15 protein-coding genes and 1 pseudogene are annotated in these 19,279 nt (G+C 71.0%); 13 read left to right on the top strand and 3 right to left on the bottom strand.

Going from position 1 to position 19,279, the window contains the following annotated elements:
* Window positions 1–673: 673 nt before the first annotated feature.
* The 12 genes and pseudogenes from ACFYP0_RS11055 to ACFYP0_RS11110 form a co-directional block, all read left to right on the top strand.
* Window positions 674–1,240 (top strand): hypothetical protein, encoded by a 567-nt coding sequence (locus tag ACFYP0_RS11055; RefSeq protein ID WP_355495910.1) that lies wholly within the window; start codon window positions 674–676, stop codon window positions 1,238–1,240.
* Window positions 1,234–2,166, top strand: coding sequence for a hypothetical protein (locus ACFYP0_RS11060; protein WP_386995464.1), 933 nt, complete (start codon window positions 1,234–1,236; stop codon window positions 2,164–2,166). Before ACFYP0_RS11055 ends, ACFYP0_RS11060 begins: the two co-directional genes overlap by 7 nt.
* On the top strand, window positions 2,163–2,822 hold the full coding sequence (locus ACFYP0_RS11065; protein WP_355495907.1) for an SAF domain-containing protein: 660 nt from the start codon (window positions 2,163–2,165) through the stop codon (window positions 2,820–2,822). The genes ACFYP0_RS11060 and ACFYP0_RS11065 overlap by 4 nt, the downstream gene beginning before the upstream one ends.
* A gap of 2 nt (window positions 2,823–2,824) precedes the next feature.
* Window positions 2,825–3,625, top strand: coding sequence for a ParA family protein (locus tag ACFYP0_RS11070; RefSeq protein WP_112586267.1), 801 nt, complete (start codon window positions 2,825–2,827; stop codon window positions 3,623–3,625).
* Entirely contained in the window at window positions 3,615–5,156 is a 1,542-nt protein-coding gene (locus tag ACFYP0_RS11075; protein ID WP_355495904.1) for an ATPase, T2SS/T4P/T4SS family, read from the top strand. The genes ACFYP0_RS11070 and ACFYP0_RS11075 overlap by 11 nt, the downstream gene beginning before the upstream one ends.
* A 4-nt stretch (window positions 5,157–5,160) precedes the next feature.
* Window positions 5,161–6,063 carry a type II secretion system F family protein gene (locus tag ACFYP0_RS11080; protein WP_355495901.1) on the top strand — a complete coding sequence of 301 codons (903 nt, stop codon included), beginning with the start codon at window positions 5,161–5,163 and terminating at the stop codon, window positions 6,061–6,063.
* A 46-nt stretch (window positions 6,064–6,109) separates the two neighbouring features.
* A complete protein-coding gene (locus ACFYP0_RS11085) occupies window positions 6,110–6,982 on the top strand; it encodes a type II secretion system F family protein (RefSeq protein WP_124859829.1) in 873 nt (290 codons plus the stop codon).
* 24 nt (window positions 6,983–7,006) lie between these two features.
* Window positions 7,007–7,210, top strand: a complete 204-nt coding sequence (locus tag ACFYP0_RS11090) for a hypothetical protein (RefSeq protein WP_355495899.1) — start codon at window positions 7,007–7,009, stop codon at window positions 7,208–7,210.
* A 5-nt stretch (window positions 7,211–7,215) separates the two neighbouring features.
* Window positions 7,216–7,659 carry a TadE family protein gene (locus tag ACFYP0_RS11095; RefSeq protein ID WP_355495897.1) on the top strand — a complete coding sequence of 148 codons (444 nt, stop codon included), beginning with the start codon at window positions 7,216–7,218 and terminating at the stop codon, window positions 7,657–7,659.
* Entirely contained in the window at window positions 7,656–8,123 is a 468-nt protein-coding gene (locus tag ACFYP0_RS11100; protein ID WP_355495894.1) for a TadE/TadG family type IV pilus assembly protein, read from the top strand. Before ACFYP0_RS11095 ends, ACFYP0_RS11100 begins: the two co-directional genes overlap by 4 nt.
* Window positions 8,120–8,569, top strand: coding sequence for a pilus assembly protein TadG-related protein (locus tag ACFYP0_RS11105; RefSeq protein WP_355495892.1), 450 nt, complete (start codon window positions 8,120–8,122; stop codon window positions 8,567–8,569). The genes ACFYP0_RS11100 and ACFYP0_RS11105 overlap by 4 nt, the downstream gene beginning before the upstream one ends.
* A 14-nt stretch (window positions 8,570–8,583) precedes the next feature.
* A pseudogene (locus ACFYP0_RS11110) lies at window positions 8,584–9,543 on the top strand (LysM peptidoglycan-binding domain-containing protein); the annotation flags it as partial.
* A gap of 913 nt (window positions 9,544–10,456) precedes the next feature.
* Here the strand turns inward: ACFYP0_RS11110 and ACFYP0_RS11115 are convergent.
* Window positions 10,457–11,311 carry a Rieske 2Fe-2S domain-containing protein gene (locus ACFYP0_RS11115; RefSeq protein WP_124859837.1) on the bottom strand — a complete coding sequence of 285 codons (855 nt, stop codon included), beginning with the start codon at window positions 11,309–11,311 and terminating at the stop codon, window positions 10,457–10,459.
* Window positions 11,312–11,496: 185 nt separating this feature from the next.
* Between ACFYP0_RS11115 and ACFYP0_RS11120 the strand changes: the two genes are divergently transcribed.
* On the top strand, window positions 11,497–12,312 hold the full coding sequence (locus tag ACFYP0_RS11120; protein ID WP_386995471.1) for a crotonase/enoyl-CoA hydratase family protein: 816 nt from the start codon (window positions 11,497–11,499) through the stop codon (window positions 12,310–12,312).
* Here ACFYP0_RS11120 and ACFYP0_RS11125 read toward each other — a convergent pair.
* Window positions 12,299–15,994: a discoidin domain-containing protein gene (locus tag ACFYP0_RS11125; RefSeq protein ID WP_386995473.1), complete on the bottom strand. Its 3,696-nt coding sequence runs from the start codon at window positions 15,992–15,994 to the stop codon at window positions 12,299–12,301. The two genes, ACFYP0_RS11120 and ACFYP0_RS11125, sit on opposite strands and share 14 nt — an antisense overlap.
* A gap of 182 nt (window positions 15,995–16,176) precedes the next feature.
* Window positions 16,177–19,071 carry a galactose-binding domain-containing protein gene (locus ACFYP0_RS11130; RefSeq protein ID WP_355495885.1) on the bottom strand — a complete coding sequence of 965 codons (2,895 nt, stop codon included), beginning with the start codon at window positions 19,069–19,071 and terminating at the stop codon, window positions 16,177–16,179.
* Between the last annotated feature and the right edge of the window lie 208 nt (window positions 19,072–19,279).

Raw genomic sequence — 19,279 nt, forward strand, 5'->3', positions numbered from 1 at the left:
GCACCGGGCGGCGGGGGTGCCAGGCTCCGATCGGGTGGGTCTTCCCGACCGGGGACGGCCGCCGGAGGGCCGGTCAGCGCCATGTCGCCTCCGTAGCGGCCAGACACTTCCCCCCGATGGTGAACACGGATCGTGATTGAGCGCTCGCCGTGGTGTAGCGGATGGCGCAGAAAGCGACCTGCCGACTGGAGCCTGCGCGGGTGCTTTCGACCGTTTCCGAGGCAGGCGTGCCGTTGGGCGGAACAACCCTCCGACAGGGTGCCCACGTCGGTCGAATGCCGGGATGAGACCGCGATGTCCCACTCCCGCGACCGGTGGCGCGACTCCGGTCAACCCATCCGGCCCGGCGACGCCCCATCAACAACGACAGTTCGCTCGCCCATTGCCCGGGGCGCAGTTTGGACACCGGCCACCACCACCTGTCATCACGCTGAGTGTTCACTTGAATTGCCTCTGTTGCATCGGCGAGCGTCAGCCTATGCTCGCCCCTTGGGTGTGACGCAAGCCTCACCTTCACCATCGGACGACACAGGACCCCGAATTTGTAAAAGATCCGTAACGGTGAATGCAGAAGCGCAATGAACGGCTCCGGATGTGCTGATCCGGGCGCGCTTCCGCATGCCCGGCGGCGGTGAACCGTCACCGCCCCAGGCGACCACGAGGAGGCTCGACGGTGCGCGGACGGCAGCTCAGAAGAGCGGCAATCTGCCTGCTGGTGGGCGTGGCGGCGATGCCGGTCACCGCCTGCGCCAGCGGACGGGAAACGGTCGAACGGCCGACGGAAGCCCGCGACAACGGACCCCGGACCGATTCCGACGTCGAACGAAGCGCTGCCGAAAAGGCGGCACTTGACGCGTACTCCGGATATCTCGCGGCCTCGCGCACGGCGGGCCTACGCAGTGATCCGCGCTTGCCGGAACTGTCCCGGTTCCTCGGTGATCCACTTTTGACCCGAGTGCGGGTGTCCATTCGCGAGGCTAAGGAGCACGGCGCCATGCGCACCGGGACGTTCAAGTCCGACCCGTCCGTGACCGCCGTCAGCCTGGACGCGAAGCCGGCCACCGTGGAGATCCAGGACTGCCTGGACACGACCGGCTACCGGCTGGTCTACGCCAAGGACAAGCGCTCGGTCCCGGGCAGCGGTGGCGGCAGACACCTCTCCACCGCCACCGCGACCCGCTATCCCGACGGGCGCTGGCTGATCAACTACGGTGCGACGCACCGGGACCAGCCGTGCTGAGCCGGGCCGCGACGACCCGACGGGCGCTCGCCGGACTCGGCCTCACGCTCCTGCTGATGGCCGGCGCGACCCTGCCGGCCGCCGCCGCTCTACGGGCCGACCCGGGTGCGGGCTGCCCACCCGACCAACCCGACTGCAGCGTCTGGGACGACGAGCCCGGCAATCCCGGTGATCCTGGGGGCGGTGGGGACAACGGCGGCGGCGGGGACGACGGCGGCGGTGGCGGTGGCGTCTGCCAGTGGAACGGGCGGACCATCCCCTGCTACGACGAGGACCTGGGCTGGTTCAACAACGGCAACGGGTGCTACTACAAGCTGACCGAGGGGCCGGTCGAGGCGCCCGAGGGTCACCAGTGGTACCTGCGAACCTGCAACGGCGGCGACCTGGGTGCCCAGGAGGTGGTGTCGCTGGCCGATCCGCCGGCCGGCTTCGGTGCGCCGCCAGACCCCGAGGAGCTGGCCCGTCGCGCCCTGGCGTCGATCAAGCTGTTGCCGGCGCGCCTGAAGGTCGCCCCCCGCAAGAACATCGGCCCCGGCCTGGTCGGCCTGCCCGTGTGGATGTGGGCCACGCCGGGGAAAAACTACTTCGGCCCGATGTACGCCGACGAGTCCGACCGGGGTTTGACCGTCTACATCGAAGCGAAGGTCGACCGGATCGTCTGGGACATGGGCAACGGCGAGAAGGTCCCCTGCTACGGCGCCGGCACCGAGTACAAGGCCACGGGAACGCGGGCGGGTGCCACCTCCCCGGACTGTGGCTACGACGAGGGCTACCCGAAAGCAGACACCTACGACGTCACCGCGACCACGCACTGGACGGTGAGCTGGTGGACCAACAGTGACGCCACAAGGCGGGTGATCCCGCAGACCCGGAGAAGCGGCATCGTGCAGATCAGGATCAACGAACTCCAGGTGGTCACCAGATGAGCCTCGCAACGCGCAACGGGACCCCGTCGGTGGACGCTCCCGTCAACCCGCCCACAGTGGTCCGCCAGCGCCGGGTCCGTCCCGGGCTGCTCGGTCTCGCCGTCCTCCTGATCGCGCTGGGCGGGCTGGGCGCGGCCTTCGCGGTCACCTCGGTACGGGCCACCGGCAGCTATCTGGCGGTGGCCCGGCCGGTGGAGGTGGGCCGGGAGATCAGCGCAGCCGACCTTGTCACCGTGCAGGTCGCCGGCGGCCAGGGGTTGCGCCCGGTGCCCGCCGCACGACTCGACGAGGTGGTCGGCAAACGGGCCGCGGTCGCGCTACTTCCGGGCACGCTGCTCACCCTGGGACAGGTCACCGACGACCCGCTGCTCGGCCCCGGACAGCAGCAGATCGCACTCGGCCTGAAGACCGCCCAGGTGCCGGCCCGCGAACTGCACCCCGGCGACAAGGTTCTGCTGGTCAGCACTCCGGACAACGATGCCGACGCAGACACGGCCGCCGCCGGCACCCGGTTCGCGGCCACCGTCATCGACATGGTCAGCCCGGCCAACGACGACAAGGTCCTGTACCTGGCGCTACTGACCCGTGACGTGCCCGCGGTGGTGGCGCTCGCCGCACAGGAGCGGCTCGCCGTCGTACTGACCGAGGCGGCCTGAGGATGGCGATCATCGCGCTGGTGTCCGCGAAGGGTTCGCCCGGCGTCACCACCTCGGCGCTGGCCTGCGCGCTGGCCTGGCACCGGCGGCTGGTGGTCGCCGAATGTGACCCGGCCGGCGGCTCGATCCTCGCCGGATACCTCGGCGGCCAACTGGACGGCCCGCGCGGCATCGGAGAGCTGGCCGTCGGCGAGTTGCGCGACGGCAACCTGGAGACCGCGTTCTGGTCCCAGTTGGTCGACCTGGACGCCCCCCGCCGGGAACGGCTGCTGCTGCCCGGCCTCGTCGACCCGGCCCAGAGCGGCAGCGTCACCCCGCTCTGGCAGCGCTTCGCCGACTACTTCGACGCCCTGGACCGCGGCACCCCCGGCTACGACGTCCTGGTCGACTGTGGCCGGCTGCACGTGACCGGGCCTCCGTGGCCGGTGCTGCGGGCCGCCTCGGTGGTGCTGTTGGTGACCCGGGCGAACCTGCCGGACCTTTCCGGCACCCGCGCGGTGGTCACCGCGATCGAACGGGACTTCGCCGAGCACCGGGTGCCCCCGGGCACCCTGCGGTTGCTGCTGGTCGGCGATGGGCACGGGCGGGCCGAGATCAGTCGTGCCCTGAAACTGCCGGTCATCGCACGGCTGCCGCACGATCCGCGTACCGCCGGGGTGCTCGCCCTGGGCGGGACCGTGCGGGCCGGTCGGCCGTTGATGCGCGCGGCGGCCGCGCTGGAGGTCCCGATCGGGGCGCTCCTGGAGCGGCGACGGGCCCGGTTGGCGTGGCCCGTGCAGCAGGGGGTGCCGGATGCGGTTTGAGCCGGTCTCCACCGATCCGCGCCAGCAGCCACCGGCCGTGACCTCCACCGCGCCGCCCCTGGCCGTGCCGAACGGCCGGCATCACCAGTCCGGGCCGCAGCCGCAGTCGACGCCCGCGGCCACCCCGCCGCCGGAGTCGCCGCCCCGGGCCCGGATGGACTTCCAGGTGGTCCGGGAGCTGCGCCGGGAACTCACCGAACGGCTCACCCTCTGGCAGCGCGGCCGGGAGTTCACCGTCGACGAGGAGGACACCGAACGGGCCCGACTCGCCGTCACTGTGGTCTCCGCGTACGCGGACTCGGTGCGCCGGGCCGGCACGCCGATGGCCGCCGGCGATGAACGCCTGCTGCTCGACCAGGTGACCGCCGAGCTGGTCGGGCTCGGGCGGCTACAGACGCTGCTGGTCGACGACACCATCGAGGAGGTGCACATCCTCGGCTGCGACCAGGTGCGCATCACCCGGCACGGCGGTGGAGTGGACTGGGCCGAGCCGATCGCCGACAGCGACGCCGAGTTGGTGGAGATCCTTCAGGCGGCGGCCCGTCGGGCGGGTGCGACCGAGCGGTCCCTCTCCACCGTGAAGCCGACCCTCGACCTGCAACTGCCCGATGGCAGCCGGCTGGCAGCGGTGTTCCTGGTCAGCCACCGCCCGTACGCGGTGATCCGCAAGCACAACACCCTGGACGTGAGCCTCGACGACCTTGCCGGCGCCCGAGGTGACCTGGACGAGATGATCGATCCGCTGCTGCGCGACTTCCTCCGCGCGGCGATGCGCGCCGGTTTGAACATCATGGTCGCCGGGTTGGCCGGCGCCGGAAAGACCACTGTCATCCGGGCGCTGATGAACGAGATCCCGCCCGACGAGCCGTACGTGTTGCTGGAGGAGAGCCGGGAGCTGCTCCCGGCCCGCCGCCGGGAGCGGCACCGGGCGGTGATGAGCTTCGAGGCCCGGGAGGGTCACGGCGAGCGCGGCTTCGACGGCCGCCCAGCCGGTGAGGTGACCATCGCCGACCTGATCCCGCTGTCGCTGCGGATGGGGGTCCTGCGGATCATCGTGGGCGAGGTGCGGTCCCGGGAGATCGTGCCGATGCTTCAGGCGATGACCACCAGCCGGGGATCGATGTGCACCATCCACGCCCGTACCGCCGCCGGTGTGGGTGAACGGATCGTCGAGCTGGCCCTGGCCCACGGCCGCGAGATGACCGTCGACCAGGCCCGCCGGATGGCCGGCAACGCGCTCGACCTGATCGTCTACGTCACCATCGAGGACGAGACCGCGATCGGCGGGCGGAAGCACCGGTTCGTCTCGCATGTGGAGGAGGTGATCGGGGCCGGCGAAGCCGGTCGGATCACCACCACCACGGTCTTCGGGCCGGGCCCGGACGGTCGTGCGGTCCCCCGGCACCTGCCGGAGCGGGTCCGCGACCAGTTGCTGCGTGTGGGTTACGACGCGCGGCTGCTGACCCGGTGGGTCGAGGCCGGTGCCGGTGCCTGGCGGCGGCCTCGGCAGACCCGACTGGCCCGGCGGTGATCTGATGCTCGACAGCCTGGAGTTGATCGCGGTGGTCTCCGGTGCCGCCTGTGTGGCCGGGCTGCTGCTGGCCGTGGTGGCCCTGGTCGGCACCCGTCGACCCCCGGGACCGCAGCCGGGCAGCGGGCCGGGGCTGAGCCGACTGTGGCGCGGGCCGGGCAGCACTCCGGCCGAGCACCGGGCGTATCAAGCGCTGCTGGTGGCCGCGCTGGTAGCTGGTGCATTGGCGTTCCTGTTGACCGGGTTGCCGGTGGTGGGCCTGCTGGTGGCGGTGGCGGTGCCCGGCACCCCGTGGCTGTTCGGGGTGGGCAAGGCCGAACAGCGGGCGATCGCCCGGATCGAGGCGGTCGGCGAGTGGACCCGCCGACTCAAGGACGTCTCCGGCACCGGGCAGGGCCTCCAGCAGGCGATCATCGGCACGATCGGCAGCGTGCCACCCGGCGTCGAGGACGAGGTACGGCTGCTCGCGGCCCGTCTCCAGGCCGGCTGGATGGCCCGCTCCGCGCTGCTGGCGTTCGCCGACGAGATCGCCGACCCGGTCTGCGACCAGGTGGTCGCGGCGCTGATCCTGCACCTGTCCGACAGGGGTGAACGGCTGGGTGACGTGCTCGGTTCGATCGCCGGCGCGGCGTCCGCGGAGGTGGCGACCCGTCGGGAGATCGAGGCCAAGCGCACCCAGCCCCGGTTCGCGGTCCGCTTCCTCACCGGGATGACGCTGGCGACCCTGGCGTACGGGCTGATCAACACCGAGTACATCAGGCCGTACGGCACACCGGTGGGTCAGCTGGTGATGGCCGCCCTCGGTGCCGCCTTCATCGGCCTGCTGGCCTGGGTGCGGTCGATGAGCCAGCCGCAACGGCCGGCCCGGTTCCTGCCGGCGCCCAACCCGAGCGAGGTGATCGCGTGAGCGCAGCGCAGCGGAGCCCCGCAGTCGCGAACGACAGGCGGCTCCCATGATCGTGAACTGGCAGTTTGCCCTCGCGGTCTGCGGTGGCGCCGGGATCGGTCTGGGTGTCTTCCTGGTCGTCCGGGAGCTGGTGCCGGCGACACCGGCGCTCGGGCCTGCGCTGCGCCGACTGCATCAGCCGCCGGGCACCGGCCGGGTGGCCACGGCCGCGTCCCGGCGGCTCGACTGGCTGACCGGGATGTCCCGCTGGTTGCGGCCGCCGCAGATGCAGCTCGCCCTGATCGGTCAGACCTCCGAGCAGTACGCGTTGTCGGTGCTGCTCTCCGCGCTGATCGGGTTGGCCACGCCGACAGTGCTCGGGGTGGCGCTGTGGGTGCTCGGCATACCGTTCCCCCTGGTCGTGCCGGTGCTGGGCAGCCTCGGCCTGGCGCTGCTGGCCGGCCTGCTGGCGCACCGCGCCGTGCTGACCAAGGCCAACGCCGCCCGCGACGAGTTTCGCCAGGCCGTCTGCACCTACCTCGACCTGGTGGCGTTGCAGCTCTCCGCCGCGCACGGGCCGGTGCAGTCGCTGGAGCGGGCGGCGGCGGTCTGCGACGGTTGGGTGTTCGACCGACTCCAGGAGTCGCTGCGGATCGCCCAGATGCAGATGCACGCGCCCTGGGACGAACTGCGCGACCTCGCCGACAAGATCGGCATTCCGGAGTTGGGCGACGTCGGCGCGATCATGCGCTCCTCCGGCAGCGAGGGCGCGCAGGTGCACGAAACGCTGCGCAGCCGGGCCGACTCGCTGCGCGACCAGATCCGCACCGACAACCTCGCCCGCGCCGAGGGGATCACCAGCAAGCTCGACATCCCGGGCGCGCTGCTCGTCTTCGTGCTGCTCGGGTTCGTCCTCTATCCGTTCATCGCCCGTGTCTGACCCCGCCCCCTGAAGGAGAACGTCATGTCCATCCTCAGCTATCTGCACGTCGTCGTGACGACGCGCCTCACCGAGCTGCGCCGTGACAGTGAGCGCGGCGACAGCCCGGTGCCCACCGCGGTGATCATCGCCGGCCTGGTCGCTGTCGCCATGGCCGTCACCGCCCTGGCCCTGACCAAGGCCAACAACTGGATGACCGGCATCCCGAACCACACGAACCCGAAATAAGCGGGATGCGTCGAGCCGCGTACCCGAGGTGGAGCCGAGCGGTCACCGCCGCCCGGCGCCACCTCGCGGCCGGCGACCGCGAGCGGGGTGCCAACCCGGTGGAACTGGCCGTGATGATGCCGCTGATCCTGGTGCTGCTCTTCGCCTCGATCCAGGTCGCGGCCGTCTTCCTCGCCCGCTCCACGGCTTTGAACGCCGCGCAGAGTGGCGTCAACGCGCAGCGGACGTACCAGGCGGGCAACGGTGCCGGGGTGGACAGCGCCTCCCGCTTCCTGAAGGCCGCCGGCGGCTGGCTGGTGGGCTGGGAGAAGGCCGGGCCGACCTGCGAGACCACCACGACCGACGTGACCTGCACGGTGAGCGGCCGGTCCCTGTCCGTGGTGCCGGGCGTGGACTTCGCAATACAGCAAACTGCCCACGGGACGGTGGAGAGGGTGACCCCGCCATGACCCGGGCCGCCGAGCGGGGCTCGGTCTCCATCGAGGTGGCGGTGCTGGCGCCCGCGTTCATCGCGCTGATGGTGCTGGCCGGCGTGGTCGGGCGCAGCGCGGTGGCGGCGGAGGCGCTTGACGCGGCCGCGCACGACGCCGCCCGGGCGGCCTCGATCTCCCGGAATTCCGACACCGCCAAGAAGGAGGCGTTGGAGGCCGCCCGGAAACAGCTGGACTGGCACGGCCTCGCCTGCGCCAACGACCTGGACCCGACGTTCAGCGGCTCGATTGCCGGCAAGGACTCCGGGTTCGACGACGCCTTCAGCAGTTCGGTCGGTACGGACGCCACGGTGACGGTGACGATCAGCTGCCGGGTGTCCTTCCGGGACATCACCCTCGACATCCTGCCCGGGATGACGAGTGAACGGCTGATCACCGGGCAGTTCACCTCCCCGCTGGACCGTTACCGGAGTCGGCAATGACGGCCACCACGTCGGCTGCCCGGCCCTCGGGGGCAGGTGAGCACGGCCGGGTGAGCATCTTCCTCGCGGTGACGATGGTCGGCGTCCTGGCCATCATCGGCCTCTCCTTCGACGCCGCCGGGCAGCTCCGCACTCTGCAACGCGCCCAGAACCTGGCTGCCGAGGCGGCCCGGGCCGGCGGTCAGGCCATCGACCGGGCCACCGCCATCGAGGGAGGGCCGAAGCGGATCAATGAGCCGGAGGCGCGCGATGCGGTCGCCGACTACCTGGACGCCGTGAACACCGCCAGCCACACAGTGAACTTCCCCGAGGTCGACGGGGAAATCCTGATCCGGGTGACCGTCTCCATCACCTACCACCGCTCGATGATCGGACCCTTCGTCCAGGAGAAGGCGGTCACCGTCACCGGCGAGGCGACCGCGCGTGCCATCACCGCAACACCGTAGGAAGGAAGGCAGCCATGCCCGTATCGGGTGGGTCCGTCGTACGGCGGACCGGACGGATCCTCACCGGCATCGGCGCGCTGGCCGTGCTCCTGGTGCTGCTGGTCGGCGCGCCGATCGCGCTGCTCGCCTTCGCCGGTAACCCCCTGCCCGATCACCTCCCCACGATCAGCGAGGTGGGCACCGCGCTGACCAGCCGGGACGACGGTCAGCTCTTCCTGCGGGCGCTGGCAGTGGCCGGCTGGTTCGGCTGGGCCACGTTCGCCTTCTCCGTCCTCGTCGAGTTGGGTGCACAGACCCTGCGCCGGCCGGCGCCGAAGCTGCCCGGGATGGGCCGCCAGCAGAAGGCAGCCGCCGCGCTGGTCGGCTCGGTCGCGTTGATCCTGGTCGCCAGCCCGGCCGCCGCCAGCGCCGCGGCGATCTACGGAACCCCGGTGTACGCGAGTCCGAGCGCAACGGCCGTCACCACCCTGGCCGCGCCGACCCGCGCCGCGACGACATCGGACACGGCTGCGCCGGTGTACCGGGTGGCGCGGGGCGACTACCTCGGGGAGGTGGCCGAGCGGTACCTGGACGAGTTCGGGGACTACCGACAGCTCGCCAAGCTGAACAAGCTCGACGACCCGGACCGGATCCGCCCCGGCCAACTGCTCCGACTGCCAACGGAGGCCGCCGACCAGGGGGCCCGGCAGCACGCCACGGGCCGGCTCGTCGGCCGGCCCGCGGCGCCGAAGCCGCCCGCGCCCCGGCCGGCGCCCGAGCGGGCCGCGCCGCCGCGGGTGGACCCGGCACCACCCAGTGGTACGGAGTCAGCGGGCCAACCACCAGCGATGACGGTCGGTGCAGCCCGAGCTGGTGCCGCCGATCGGGTGAACCGCCCGCTGGCGGTCTCCGCCGTACTGGCGGTGGCGAGCATCGTCGGTGCCCAGATCGGCGCAGTCCTGGGGCTGCGCCGCCGTCCAGCCACCGCCGGGGCGGCTCCCCGACTGGCCGCGTCCTCCCGCACATCACGCCGCAGTGCGGGCCGAAGCGGTGCAGGCACGGGCCGAAGCAGTGGCTCGGGCCAAAACGGTGGCTCGGGCCGAAGCAGTGGCTCGGGCCAGGGTGGCAGTGGCTCGGGCCAGGGTGGCAGTGGCGCGGGCCAGGGTGGCAGTGGCGCGGGCCGGCATGGCGGTGGTGGGGCGGCCGGGAGCGGTGCCGCCTGGGCTGCCAGCCGGGCGGCCGCGGCCATCGAAGGCCCGGCGACACCACACGGCGGCGCGGCACCGAGCGGGAGCGACTTCGCACCTCGCGGCGACGGGACAACGCCTACCGGCAGTGGGTTCGCACCTCTCGGCAGTGGGGTGACGCCCAGCAGTGGGGTGACGCCCGCCATTAGCGGGGTCGCGTCTACCGGCAGTGGGACGATGCCCGCCGGCAGCGGAATGGCTTACCCCGGCAGCACGGCGTTCCCGGGCAGCGGGATGGCACTCTCCGGCGGCACGGCACCCCACGGCGGCGGAATGACGGCCGCCGGCCCTGCGGGCTGGGGTGGTGACGAGGGCTGGGCCGGCGCTGGTGGCGAGGGTGGGCTGTTCGACGGCGGGCACGGCCTGGACTCCGTGCCGGACGGTCCGCCGGTCGGCCGACACCGACGCACCTGAGCGGCCCGCACGCCACGCCGCGCCTGCGAGGCGACTGGCCACCAAACGCTGGACTGATTCCTCCACGTCGCGCCGATCGCGCCCGAGGCGGTCTGGTCACGCCGCCCTGGCGGGGACGGCCGGGGCGATGTCTCGGAGAGCGATATGTCTGTGAGTCATCATGATGACCCACAGACATCAGCGTCGAAGGAGTTACTGCCCTGGGGCGCGGATCGGGTCAGCGCGGATCGGGTCAGGGCGGTTCGGGTCAGGGCAGGCGGGTCTGGAGCACGCCGTTCTGGATTCGGGTGGGCAGAATCTGCTGGTCGTTGCCGGACGGCCCCTGCACTACCTCACCGCCGTTGAGCCGGAAGGCGCTGCCGTGCCACGGGCAGACCACGCAGGCGTGGCCGTCGATCTCCTGCACCTCACCCTCGCCGAGCGGCCCGCTCTGATGCGGGCAGCGCTCCAACATCACGGTCACCTCGTCACCGTGCCGGTAGAGGATCACCGAGATGTCGTCGTCCACCTCTCGGGTGATCAGGGTGCGTTGCGGCAGCGTGGCCATGTCGGCCAGCGAGTGCCAGCCATCGGTCATCCGGTGCAGCTCGGAGATGCTCTGGTTGACCTGCGCCCCCTGCTTGTACGCCAGGTGACCCCCGATGTACGCGCCAAGGCTCACGGTGGAGAGCCCGAGGAAGCCGAGGGCGCGACCCATGCCGTGGCGGCCGGACAGCCGGGCGGCCAACGAGCCGGCGTAGAGCGTCATGCCGACGGTGTTGGCGGCGGCGTGTACCAGGCCGACCCGGCGCTGGTCCCGGGCGAGTGCCGCCCAGTCGTTCAGACCGGCGACCGCCGCCGGCAGCGCGCTGACAGTGCCCAGACCGACCAGCACGGTGGCGGGCCGGCGCTGCCCGGGCATGAGGTCCAGCACCGCGGCGCTGATCCACGCCCCGACCGGCACCTGCACCATCGCCGGGTGCAGCGGATGCCCGAGGGTCACCCCGTGCAGCAGGTCGCGCAACCGGCGTGGACGCAGCGTCCCAAGGACGACCTTCTGCAACCGGTCACCCGCGCGGTCCAGCCGGGAGTCCTGCTCAACTTTCGTCAAAATTGCTCGCACGAGTACCGACTTCCCGGCGATCGCCGTCGCAAACCGGTCGGAGGCGACAAAGCTGCCGCCCCACCCACGCCATCGATCTTGCAGTTTCTGCTCCGACAATCCGGGGCACGAGCCGCGAATCGGCATCCGGAAGTGCAAGATCGGCGGGGATTGTGGGGGTGGGGCGGGCCCGGCATGCTGGCGGGATGGGTGTGCGGGTGGAGCGGGTCGGTGCGGTCACCACGGTTGTGCTGGATCGGGCGGACTCTCGGAACGCCGTGGACGGTCCTACGGCTCGGGCGCTGGCCGACGCGTTCCGGGCCTTCGACGCCGATCCGGGCGCGGCGGTGGCCGTGCTCTGGGGCGCCGGTGGCACGTTCTGCGCCGGCGCCGACCTCAAGGCGATCGGCACACCGAGCGGCAACCGGGTCGAGCCGGAGGGGGACGGCCCGATGGGTCCGACCCGGATGACTCTCAGCAAGCCGGTGATCGCGGCGATCTCCGGGTACGCGGTGGCGGGCGGCCTCGAACTGGCGCTCTGGTGTGACCTGCGGGTCGCCGAGTCCGACGCGACACTCGGGGTCTTCTGCCGCCGTTGGGGAGTGCCGCTGATCGACGGTGGCACCGTCCGACTGCCCCGGCTGATCGGCGAGAGTCGGGCCATGGACCTGATCCTCACCGGCCGCCCGGTGCCGGCCGACGAGGCGTACACGATGGGGTTGGTCAATCGGTTGGTGCCGCCCGGCCAGGCGCGGGCCGCGGCCGAGGAGTTGGCGGCGGCGATCGCCCGGCATCCACAGACCTGCCTGCGCAACGACCGGGCGGCGCTGCTGGCCGGCGCGGGGCGAGGAGAGCCGGAGGCGCTGGCGACCGAGTTGGCGTACGGGATGGACTCGCTGACCACGGACGCTGCGGCCGGCGCGGCCCGGTTCGTGGCCGGCGAGGGCCGACACGGCGCGACGCCGCCGGGAGGGGTACGCCCCCCGGCGGCGTCGGCTACCGACCAGCTCAGTTGCGGTTGATGGTGAAGGTTGTCGTGGGGTTCTGGATGTCCACCGCGTTGTTGCTCAACCGGAGGTTGTTGAACGTGACCGACCCGACGGCCGGACCCTGCCCGGCCTCCGGCATCGGGTTCGCCCAGATGGCGAAGCCGGACTTCGCGTCGTAGGCGTCCCCGCTCTTGCGGGCACCGCTGATCGAGACGTTCGTGAAGACCGTGTCGGTGATCGGGTTCTGCGGCTGCCCGCCGACGTAGTTGGTCTGGAACATGATGCCGCTGTAGGTCGGATCGATGATGTCGACATCGCTGACCCGGATGCCCTGGAACACCTTCGAGGCGGAGAAGACCCAGATCGCCGGGAAGGTCTGCCCACCCCAGAAGTGCCCACCGGCCCGCACGATCGAGATGTTCTCGAACTTCGTCGGCGGGTTGGCACCGAAGCCGTTCATCGGGTAGCCGAAGTCGAGCGAGCTGATGGTGATGCCCGAGTAGACCAGGGTGTCCGCGATGTAGATGTTGCGGAACGTGTTGCCGTAGCCGCCGTACACGGCGACACCGGCGGCCCGCCAGGTCAGGGTGGAGGTCAGGTTCTCGTAGATGTTGTCCTTCATGTCGGCGCCGCCCGCGTCGATCGCCGAGAACAGCGCGAAGCTGTCGTCGCCGGTGGCCCGGGCGTCGTTGTTGCTGACCAGGTTGTTGGTGCTCCCGTTGGTCATGTTGATGCCGTCGGCGAACATGTTCCGGATCCGGGAGTTCTTGATCGTCATGTAGTCGGTGTTCGCGCCCCAGTAGAGGCACACCATGTGCTCGTTCCAGATGTTGTCGATCACGATGTTCGACACGTTGGCGAAGTCGAACACCTTGCCCGGACCGTCGATCCGGGAGGTGTAGTTGCCGAAGTAGGCGAAGTTCTTGAAGGAAGAGTTCGCCGCCGAGTTCTCGGCCCGGAAGCCGATGTCGGTGTTGTCCTGGCCGGACGGAGCGTTGAACCGGGTGTACCAGGGGCCGGCGCCGGTCACCTGGACCGCCTTGCCGTACACCTGGAACTTCGACGAGGTGGAGTAGTTACCGGCCGGCAGGTACACCCCGACCAGGTTGCCGGTGGTGTCCATCCGCACCCGGTCCAGGGCGTTCTGCACGTCCTGGTGGGTGAAGCCGGTCGGCGTGGTGTAGCGGGCCGGGTCCGGGTTGGCGATCGGCGACACCTGCTCGGTGTTGATGAAATCGATCGCGTACGTGGTGGTGTTGGCCGGGTCCTTCTGGAGGCGGATCTTGCTGCCGGCCGGGACTGTGGAGTTGAGCATGACGTTGGCTTCGTCGTAGATGTGCCGCGGTCCGCCCGCGCTCGGCGAGTTGACCGGGCTGGCCTCGTTGCCGTACAGCCAGGCGTACCGGGACGTCAGGTCGATGGCCTTGTGGAACGTGCCGTTGACGTAGACGTTGAGTGTCGAGTTGATCCCACCGCCGCCCGGCGCGTCCGGGATGGAGAAGCGGGTGACGAGCGTGTTGGTGCTGGCCCGGGTGGTGAACTCGACGTAGCTGCCGGTCGAGTTGAGGGTTACCGCCCGACGGCCGGACGCCTCACCGGCCAGGTCGCCGATCTCCCGGTTCGGCCCGACGACGGCCGCGCCGCCGCCGACCACGCCGTCCTCGGCCTCGTACATGTCGTACGGCATGTTGGCGCCGCGACCGACGAAGAGCGGGCGGTCACTCGTGTTGTTGGCCTGCTTCACCGGCAGCTCGTTGCCGTCCACGGCGAGCACCACCCGGACGGTGTACTTGCCGTTCGCGGCGGTCCAGGTGCCCAGGCTGATCGGGCCGACCGTGGCACCGGCGTTGATCACGCCGGAGTACGAGCCGGTCAGGGTACGGACCACGGTGCCGGACTCGTTGAGCACGGTCAGGGTGATGCCGTGCGCACCGGACGCGGAAGCCTGGTTGCCGGCGTTGCGGATGGACACGGAGAAGGTCACCGTGTTGCCCGCCGACGGGTTGCCCGGCGACCAGGCGACCGCCGAGGCGACCAGGTCGGAGCTGGCGACCGCGGCGACGACCAACGGGCTGGGGTTCGTGTAGCTGTTGTTGGTGTCGTCCTGCTCGACGACTGTGTTCGACTCGTCGACCTTGGCGCTGAGCGGGTAGCTGCCCGAGTCCCGGGTGCCGATGCTGGCGCTGACGGTGGTCGAGGCACCGGCCGCGAGACCGCCGACCGAGGCCGTGCCCACCCGGGTGGATCCCAGGTAGAAGTTGACGTTGGTCGCGCCGGAGGCCGCCGAGCCCGCGTTACGGACCGTCGCGGAGAGCGTGATGGTGCTGGTCTCCACCGGTGCGGACGGGCTGAACGACATACCGGTCACGGTCAGGTCCGGGTTCGGGGCCGGAGTGCCGAAGACCTGGAACTCGGCCACCTGACCGGCCGGAGCACCGGTGTTCGAGGCGATCGAGAGCCGTACGTCGGCCGCCGCGCCGGAGACCGGGATGGTCACCGTGTTGCCGCTGCCCGGGTTGAAGCTGTAGTTCGCCGCGCCGACCAGGGTGGTGAAGTTCGACGAGCCCTGGTCCCGGCCGAGCACTGTGATGTTCTGGGTACGCGCGCCCCACGCCGAGTCCGGGTTCAGCTTGATCACTACCTGGCTGAGGCTGGCGTTCGCGCCGAGCTGCACGGTCAGCGTGCTCGGGTTGCCGTTGCCCTCCCAGTAGGTGGCCACGTTGTTGTCGTTGGCGTTGGTGGCCACGAACGTGTGCACGAACCCGGAGGCGGTGATCGGCTTGCCGATCGCCAGGTTGCTCCCGGTCGGCGGGTTGCCGGTGCCGGTGCGGGTCACCGTGTTGCTGTTCGCCGACTGGTTGCCGGCCGCGTCCTTGGCCCGCACGTAGTACGAGACGGTGGCGCTGTCCGCCTGGCTGTCGGTGTACGTGAGCGTCGAACCGTTGACGCTGCCACGCAGCGCGCCGTTGGCGTAGATGTCGTAGCCGGTCACCCCGACGTTGTCGCTCGACGCCGACCAGGTGAGCCGGATCTGCCCGCTGGCCGGCTGGGTGTACGCCAGGTTGCCCGGCACGCTGGGCGCCTGGGTGTCGGTGCTGCCGGTCGCGCCGTACACCTCGACCTCGGAGAGCTGCGCGGCCGGCCAACCGGTGTTGCCGGTGACCTGCACGCGTACGTAACGGGTGCTGGCGGCGGTGAAGCTGACGGTCGCGGTGTTGCCGCTGCTCGGGTTGAAGGTGTAGCCGGCGGACGCCTTCAGGGTGGTGAAGGACGAGCCGTTGGTCGAGCCCAACACCGACAGCGTCTGCGTACGGGTCTGCCAGTCCGACGCGGGGGGCAGCTTGAGCACCACCCGGTCCACGCTGACCGTGGCGCCCAGGTCCGCCTGGATCCACTGCGGGAACGCGTTGTTGGCGCTCTCCCAGTAGGTCGACGCGTTGCCGTCGTTGGCGTTGCCCGCCACGTAGTTCTGGTTGTAGCTGCTGGCGGTCATGGTGGCGGAGAGCCCGGCGAGCATGGCCACGCGGGCCGCGGCCGCGGACGGGTCGGCCACCGGTGCCGCGCTCGCCATGGGGGTGACGACCGGGGCGGTGGCGAGGAGCATCCCGGCGAGTACGCCGGCGAGCATGCGACGGCGGCCCGTGCGGGCGGTGCGGGGGACGGTGGTGGGCGTGCCGGTTGGCGGCGTGCCTCGTCTGGTGCCGTTACTGGACATGGGGTCGCTACACCTCTTTCGGGGGTGGGTGTGGGTGCGTTGCCCGGTGACGGGTGCAGGGGTACGCCCGTCGTTCCGCGACAGGTGGGGACGGTGCGGGTTGGGTTGGGCGACTGGCGCGGCGTTGCGCCGGGGCGCCCCGGATCGGGTGCCCCCGCCCGTTCCGGGCGGGGGCACCCGACCTAGCTGGAGTAGACCTCGAACTCGCTGAGCTGGCCGGCTGGCCAGCCGCTGTTGCCGGTGACGGTCAGCCGCAGGTACCGCTGGGTGCTCGCCGTGAAGGTCACTGTGACGGTGTTGCCGCTGGCCGGGTTGAAGCTGTAGCCGGCGGACGCCTTCAGCGTGCTGAAGGTCGAGCCGTTGGTGGAGCCGAGCACCGCCAGCGTCTGCGTACGCGTCTGCCAGGCCGATGAGGGTGGGAGCTTCAGCACGACCCGGGACACCGACCGGTCGGCCCCCAGGTCCACAGTCAACGACTGCGGGAACGCGTTGTTGGCGCTCTCCCAGTAGGTGTTCGCGTTGCCGTCCACCGCGTTGGGGGCGGCGTACACGTCCGAGTGGCTGGTCTCGGTGATCGACCGTCCGGCCGCCAGGTTGCCGCTCGGCGGCGGCGTCGTCGGGGGCGGGGTGGTCGGCGGCGGGGTGGTCGGCGGCGGGGTGGTCGGCGGCGGGGTGGTCGGGGGCGGCGTGGTCTGGGTGCCGCCGTACACCTCGACCTCGGAGAGTTGCGCGGCCGGCCAGCCGCTGTTGCCGGTGACGGTGACCCGGATGTAGCGGCGGTCACCGGAGGGCAGCCCGATCGACACCGTGTTGCCCGAGCCGGGGGCGAAGACCCGACCGGCGGACGACGCCAGGGTGCTGTACGACGAGCCGTCGGTGGACCCGAGCACCGACAGGGTCTGGGTGCGTTGCTCCCAACCGCTGGGCAGCTTGAGCGCCACCCGGTCGACCGACCGGGACGCACCCAGGTCGATGGTGACCGACTGCGGGAAGGCGTTGTTGGCGCTCTCCCAGTACGTCGACGCGTTGCCGTCCACAACGTTGGCGGCCGTGTAGCTCTGGTTGGTGCTGGTCGCGGTCGTCGAGCGGCCCAGCGCCAGGTTCCCGCTGGTCGGGGGCGGCGTGGTCGGGGGCGGGGTGGTCGGCGGTGGGGTGGTCGGCGGTGGCGAGGTGGGTCCGCCACCCCACTGGGGGTTCGGCCACGGGCCGCAGTACGGGGTCGGGGTGTACCAGCCGGAGTTGCCGGAGCCCTGGGTGATCTGGAAGCCGGCGCCCACGCAGTTGTGCATCGGGTTGCTCTGCGCGATGTTGGTGGCGCGCACGTTGGTGAACGACACCTGGCTGTTCGCCTGCACCTGGAGCGCGTACGTTCCGGCGCCGTCGATTCGTACGTTGTTGAGGTTGATCCCGTTGGTCTGGCCCTCGATCCAGTGCAGCGCCGCGTAGGAGCTGTCCAGGATGTCGGTGTCGGTGATGTTGATTGTGGGGTTCTGGAACGCCTCGTTGAGCGCGGAGAACCAGATCGCCCCGACACCGAAGTTCCAGTTGTAGTCCGAGTTGCCGTTACGGATCAACGTGTTCCGGGCGATCGTCCAGGTGCCCTGGACTCCGGTCGCTCCCTGCACGCCGGGGTAGCGGTTCGCGACGTGGATGCCACCGCCGTTGGTCAGCGAGTCGGCGGTCACGTTGTCGGTGATCTTGATGTCCCGACCGCCGTAGCTGACCAGGTGGTTCGCCAGCAGGGTCACCCCGATGGTGTTGTGGGTGAAGGAGTTGTTGACGTTCGGCACGCTCTGCGCCCACATCGCCAACGCGTCGTCGCCGGTGTTGCGGACGAACGTGTTGGTCACCGTCGAGTTGGTCACGCCGGTGTGGAAGTTCACCCCGTCCGCGGTCTGGTCCAGGATCCGGCTGTTGCGGATGGTGAAGTTGTCCATCGGGCCGTCCATCCACGCCCCGACCTTGGTGTTCTCCAGCCAGAGGTTGTCCACCACCGAGTTGGTCATCGCGCCGCCCAGGGCGTTGACCTGGTCGTCGTCGACCCGTTCCCGGATGTCGCCGATGATGGCGAAGTCCCGCAGCGTGACGTTGCGGCTGGGCCCGTTCGCCTCGTGTGCGCGGACCGGGCCGGTGTAGCCGCCACCGGGTACGTACTTGCCGTAGATGCCGACGGACCTGTTCCGCTCGGTGGGGTGGCGGCCGCCGAGCACCGAATACCAGGGGCCCGCGCCGCGCAGAGTCACCCCGTCGACCACCACGTGGTCCCAGAGGGTGAAGGTGCCGGTCGGGACCCAGACCGCCCGGCCCTGCGCCTTGCCGGCGTCGACAGCCGCCTGGAACTTCGCCGTCGAGTCGGTCGCGCCGCTCGGATCGGCCCCGAAGTCGGTGACCACGTCGATGACACCGGAGGGCTTGGCGATCGGCGCGACAAGCTCGAAGTCGGCCAGGTCGATGGTGAACGTGGGCGACTGCGCCGTCGAGGAGACCTGGAGCCGGATCTTCGTGCCGGCCGGCTGGGTGCTGCCGAACAGCGCCCGGGTCTCGTCGTAGAAGTGGTGCGGGTTGGTGTCACCCGGGTTGTTGTTGAACGGGTATCCGCCGTAGTACCAGCCGTACCTCGACGTGACCGGGACCGACTTCAGCAGCGCCCCGTTGGCCCGCAGGTCGATGGCCGCGTCGCGGCCGGTGCCGGCCGGACTGTCCGGCAGGCTGTAGCGGAAGGTGACCGCGTTGGCCGGGGCGGTGAGGGTGAACTCGACGTACTTGCCGACAGCGTCGAGGGTGACCGCCTCCCGGCCGGACGCCTCGGACGGCAGCGTGCCGTAACGCCGGTCCGGGCCGATCTTCGTGCCGTTGTGGGCGACCTTCTCCGCCTCGTGCTCGATGAACGGCACTGTGGCGCCCCGGTTGGGGATGTCGAAGGGGGACAACCCCGCCGCCGAGGCCGGGGTCGCGGTGCCGGTGACCGCGAGGGCGGTGACCGAGGTGGCGGCGAGCAGGGTGGCGGCGATGGCGGCCAACAGTGCCCGGGTGGGGTGTCGAAGGTGGTGCGGGGTGCCGGTGGTGTGGTTGGCCATGAGCTGCGCTCTCCCTTTCGTCAGGCAGGCCAGATCCCCCCGTGTCGGTGCGGTGTCGCGCGTCCTCCCTCGGTTCTCCCTTCCTGGTGGCGTGGGGGGGGGGGGGGGGGGGGGGCCGCGGGCGCCCCCCCCCCCCCCGCGCGCCCCCCCCGGGGGCGCCCCCCCCCCCCCCCCCCCGCGGGGGCCCCGGCGGCGCGCCCCCCCCCCC

The sequence above is a fragment of the Micromonospora arida genome, from assembly GCF_042873195.1.
Lineage (GTDB): Bacteria > Actinomycetota > Actinomycetes > Mycobacteriales > Micromonosporaceae > Micromonospora > Micromonospora arida.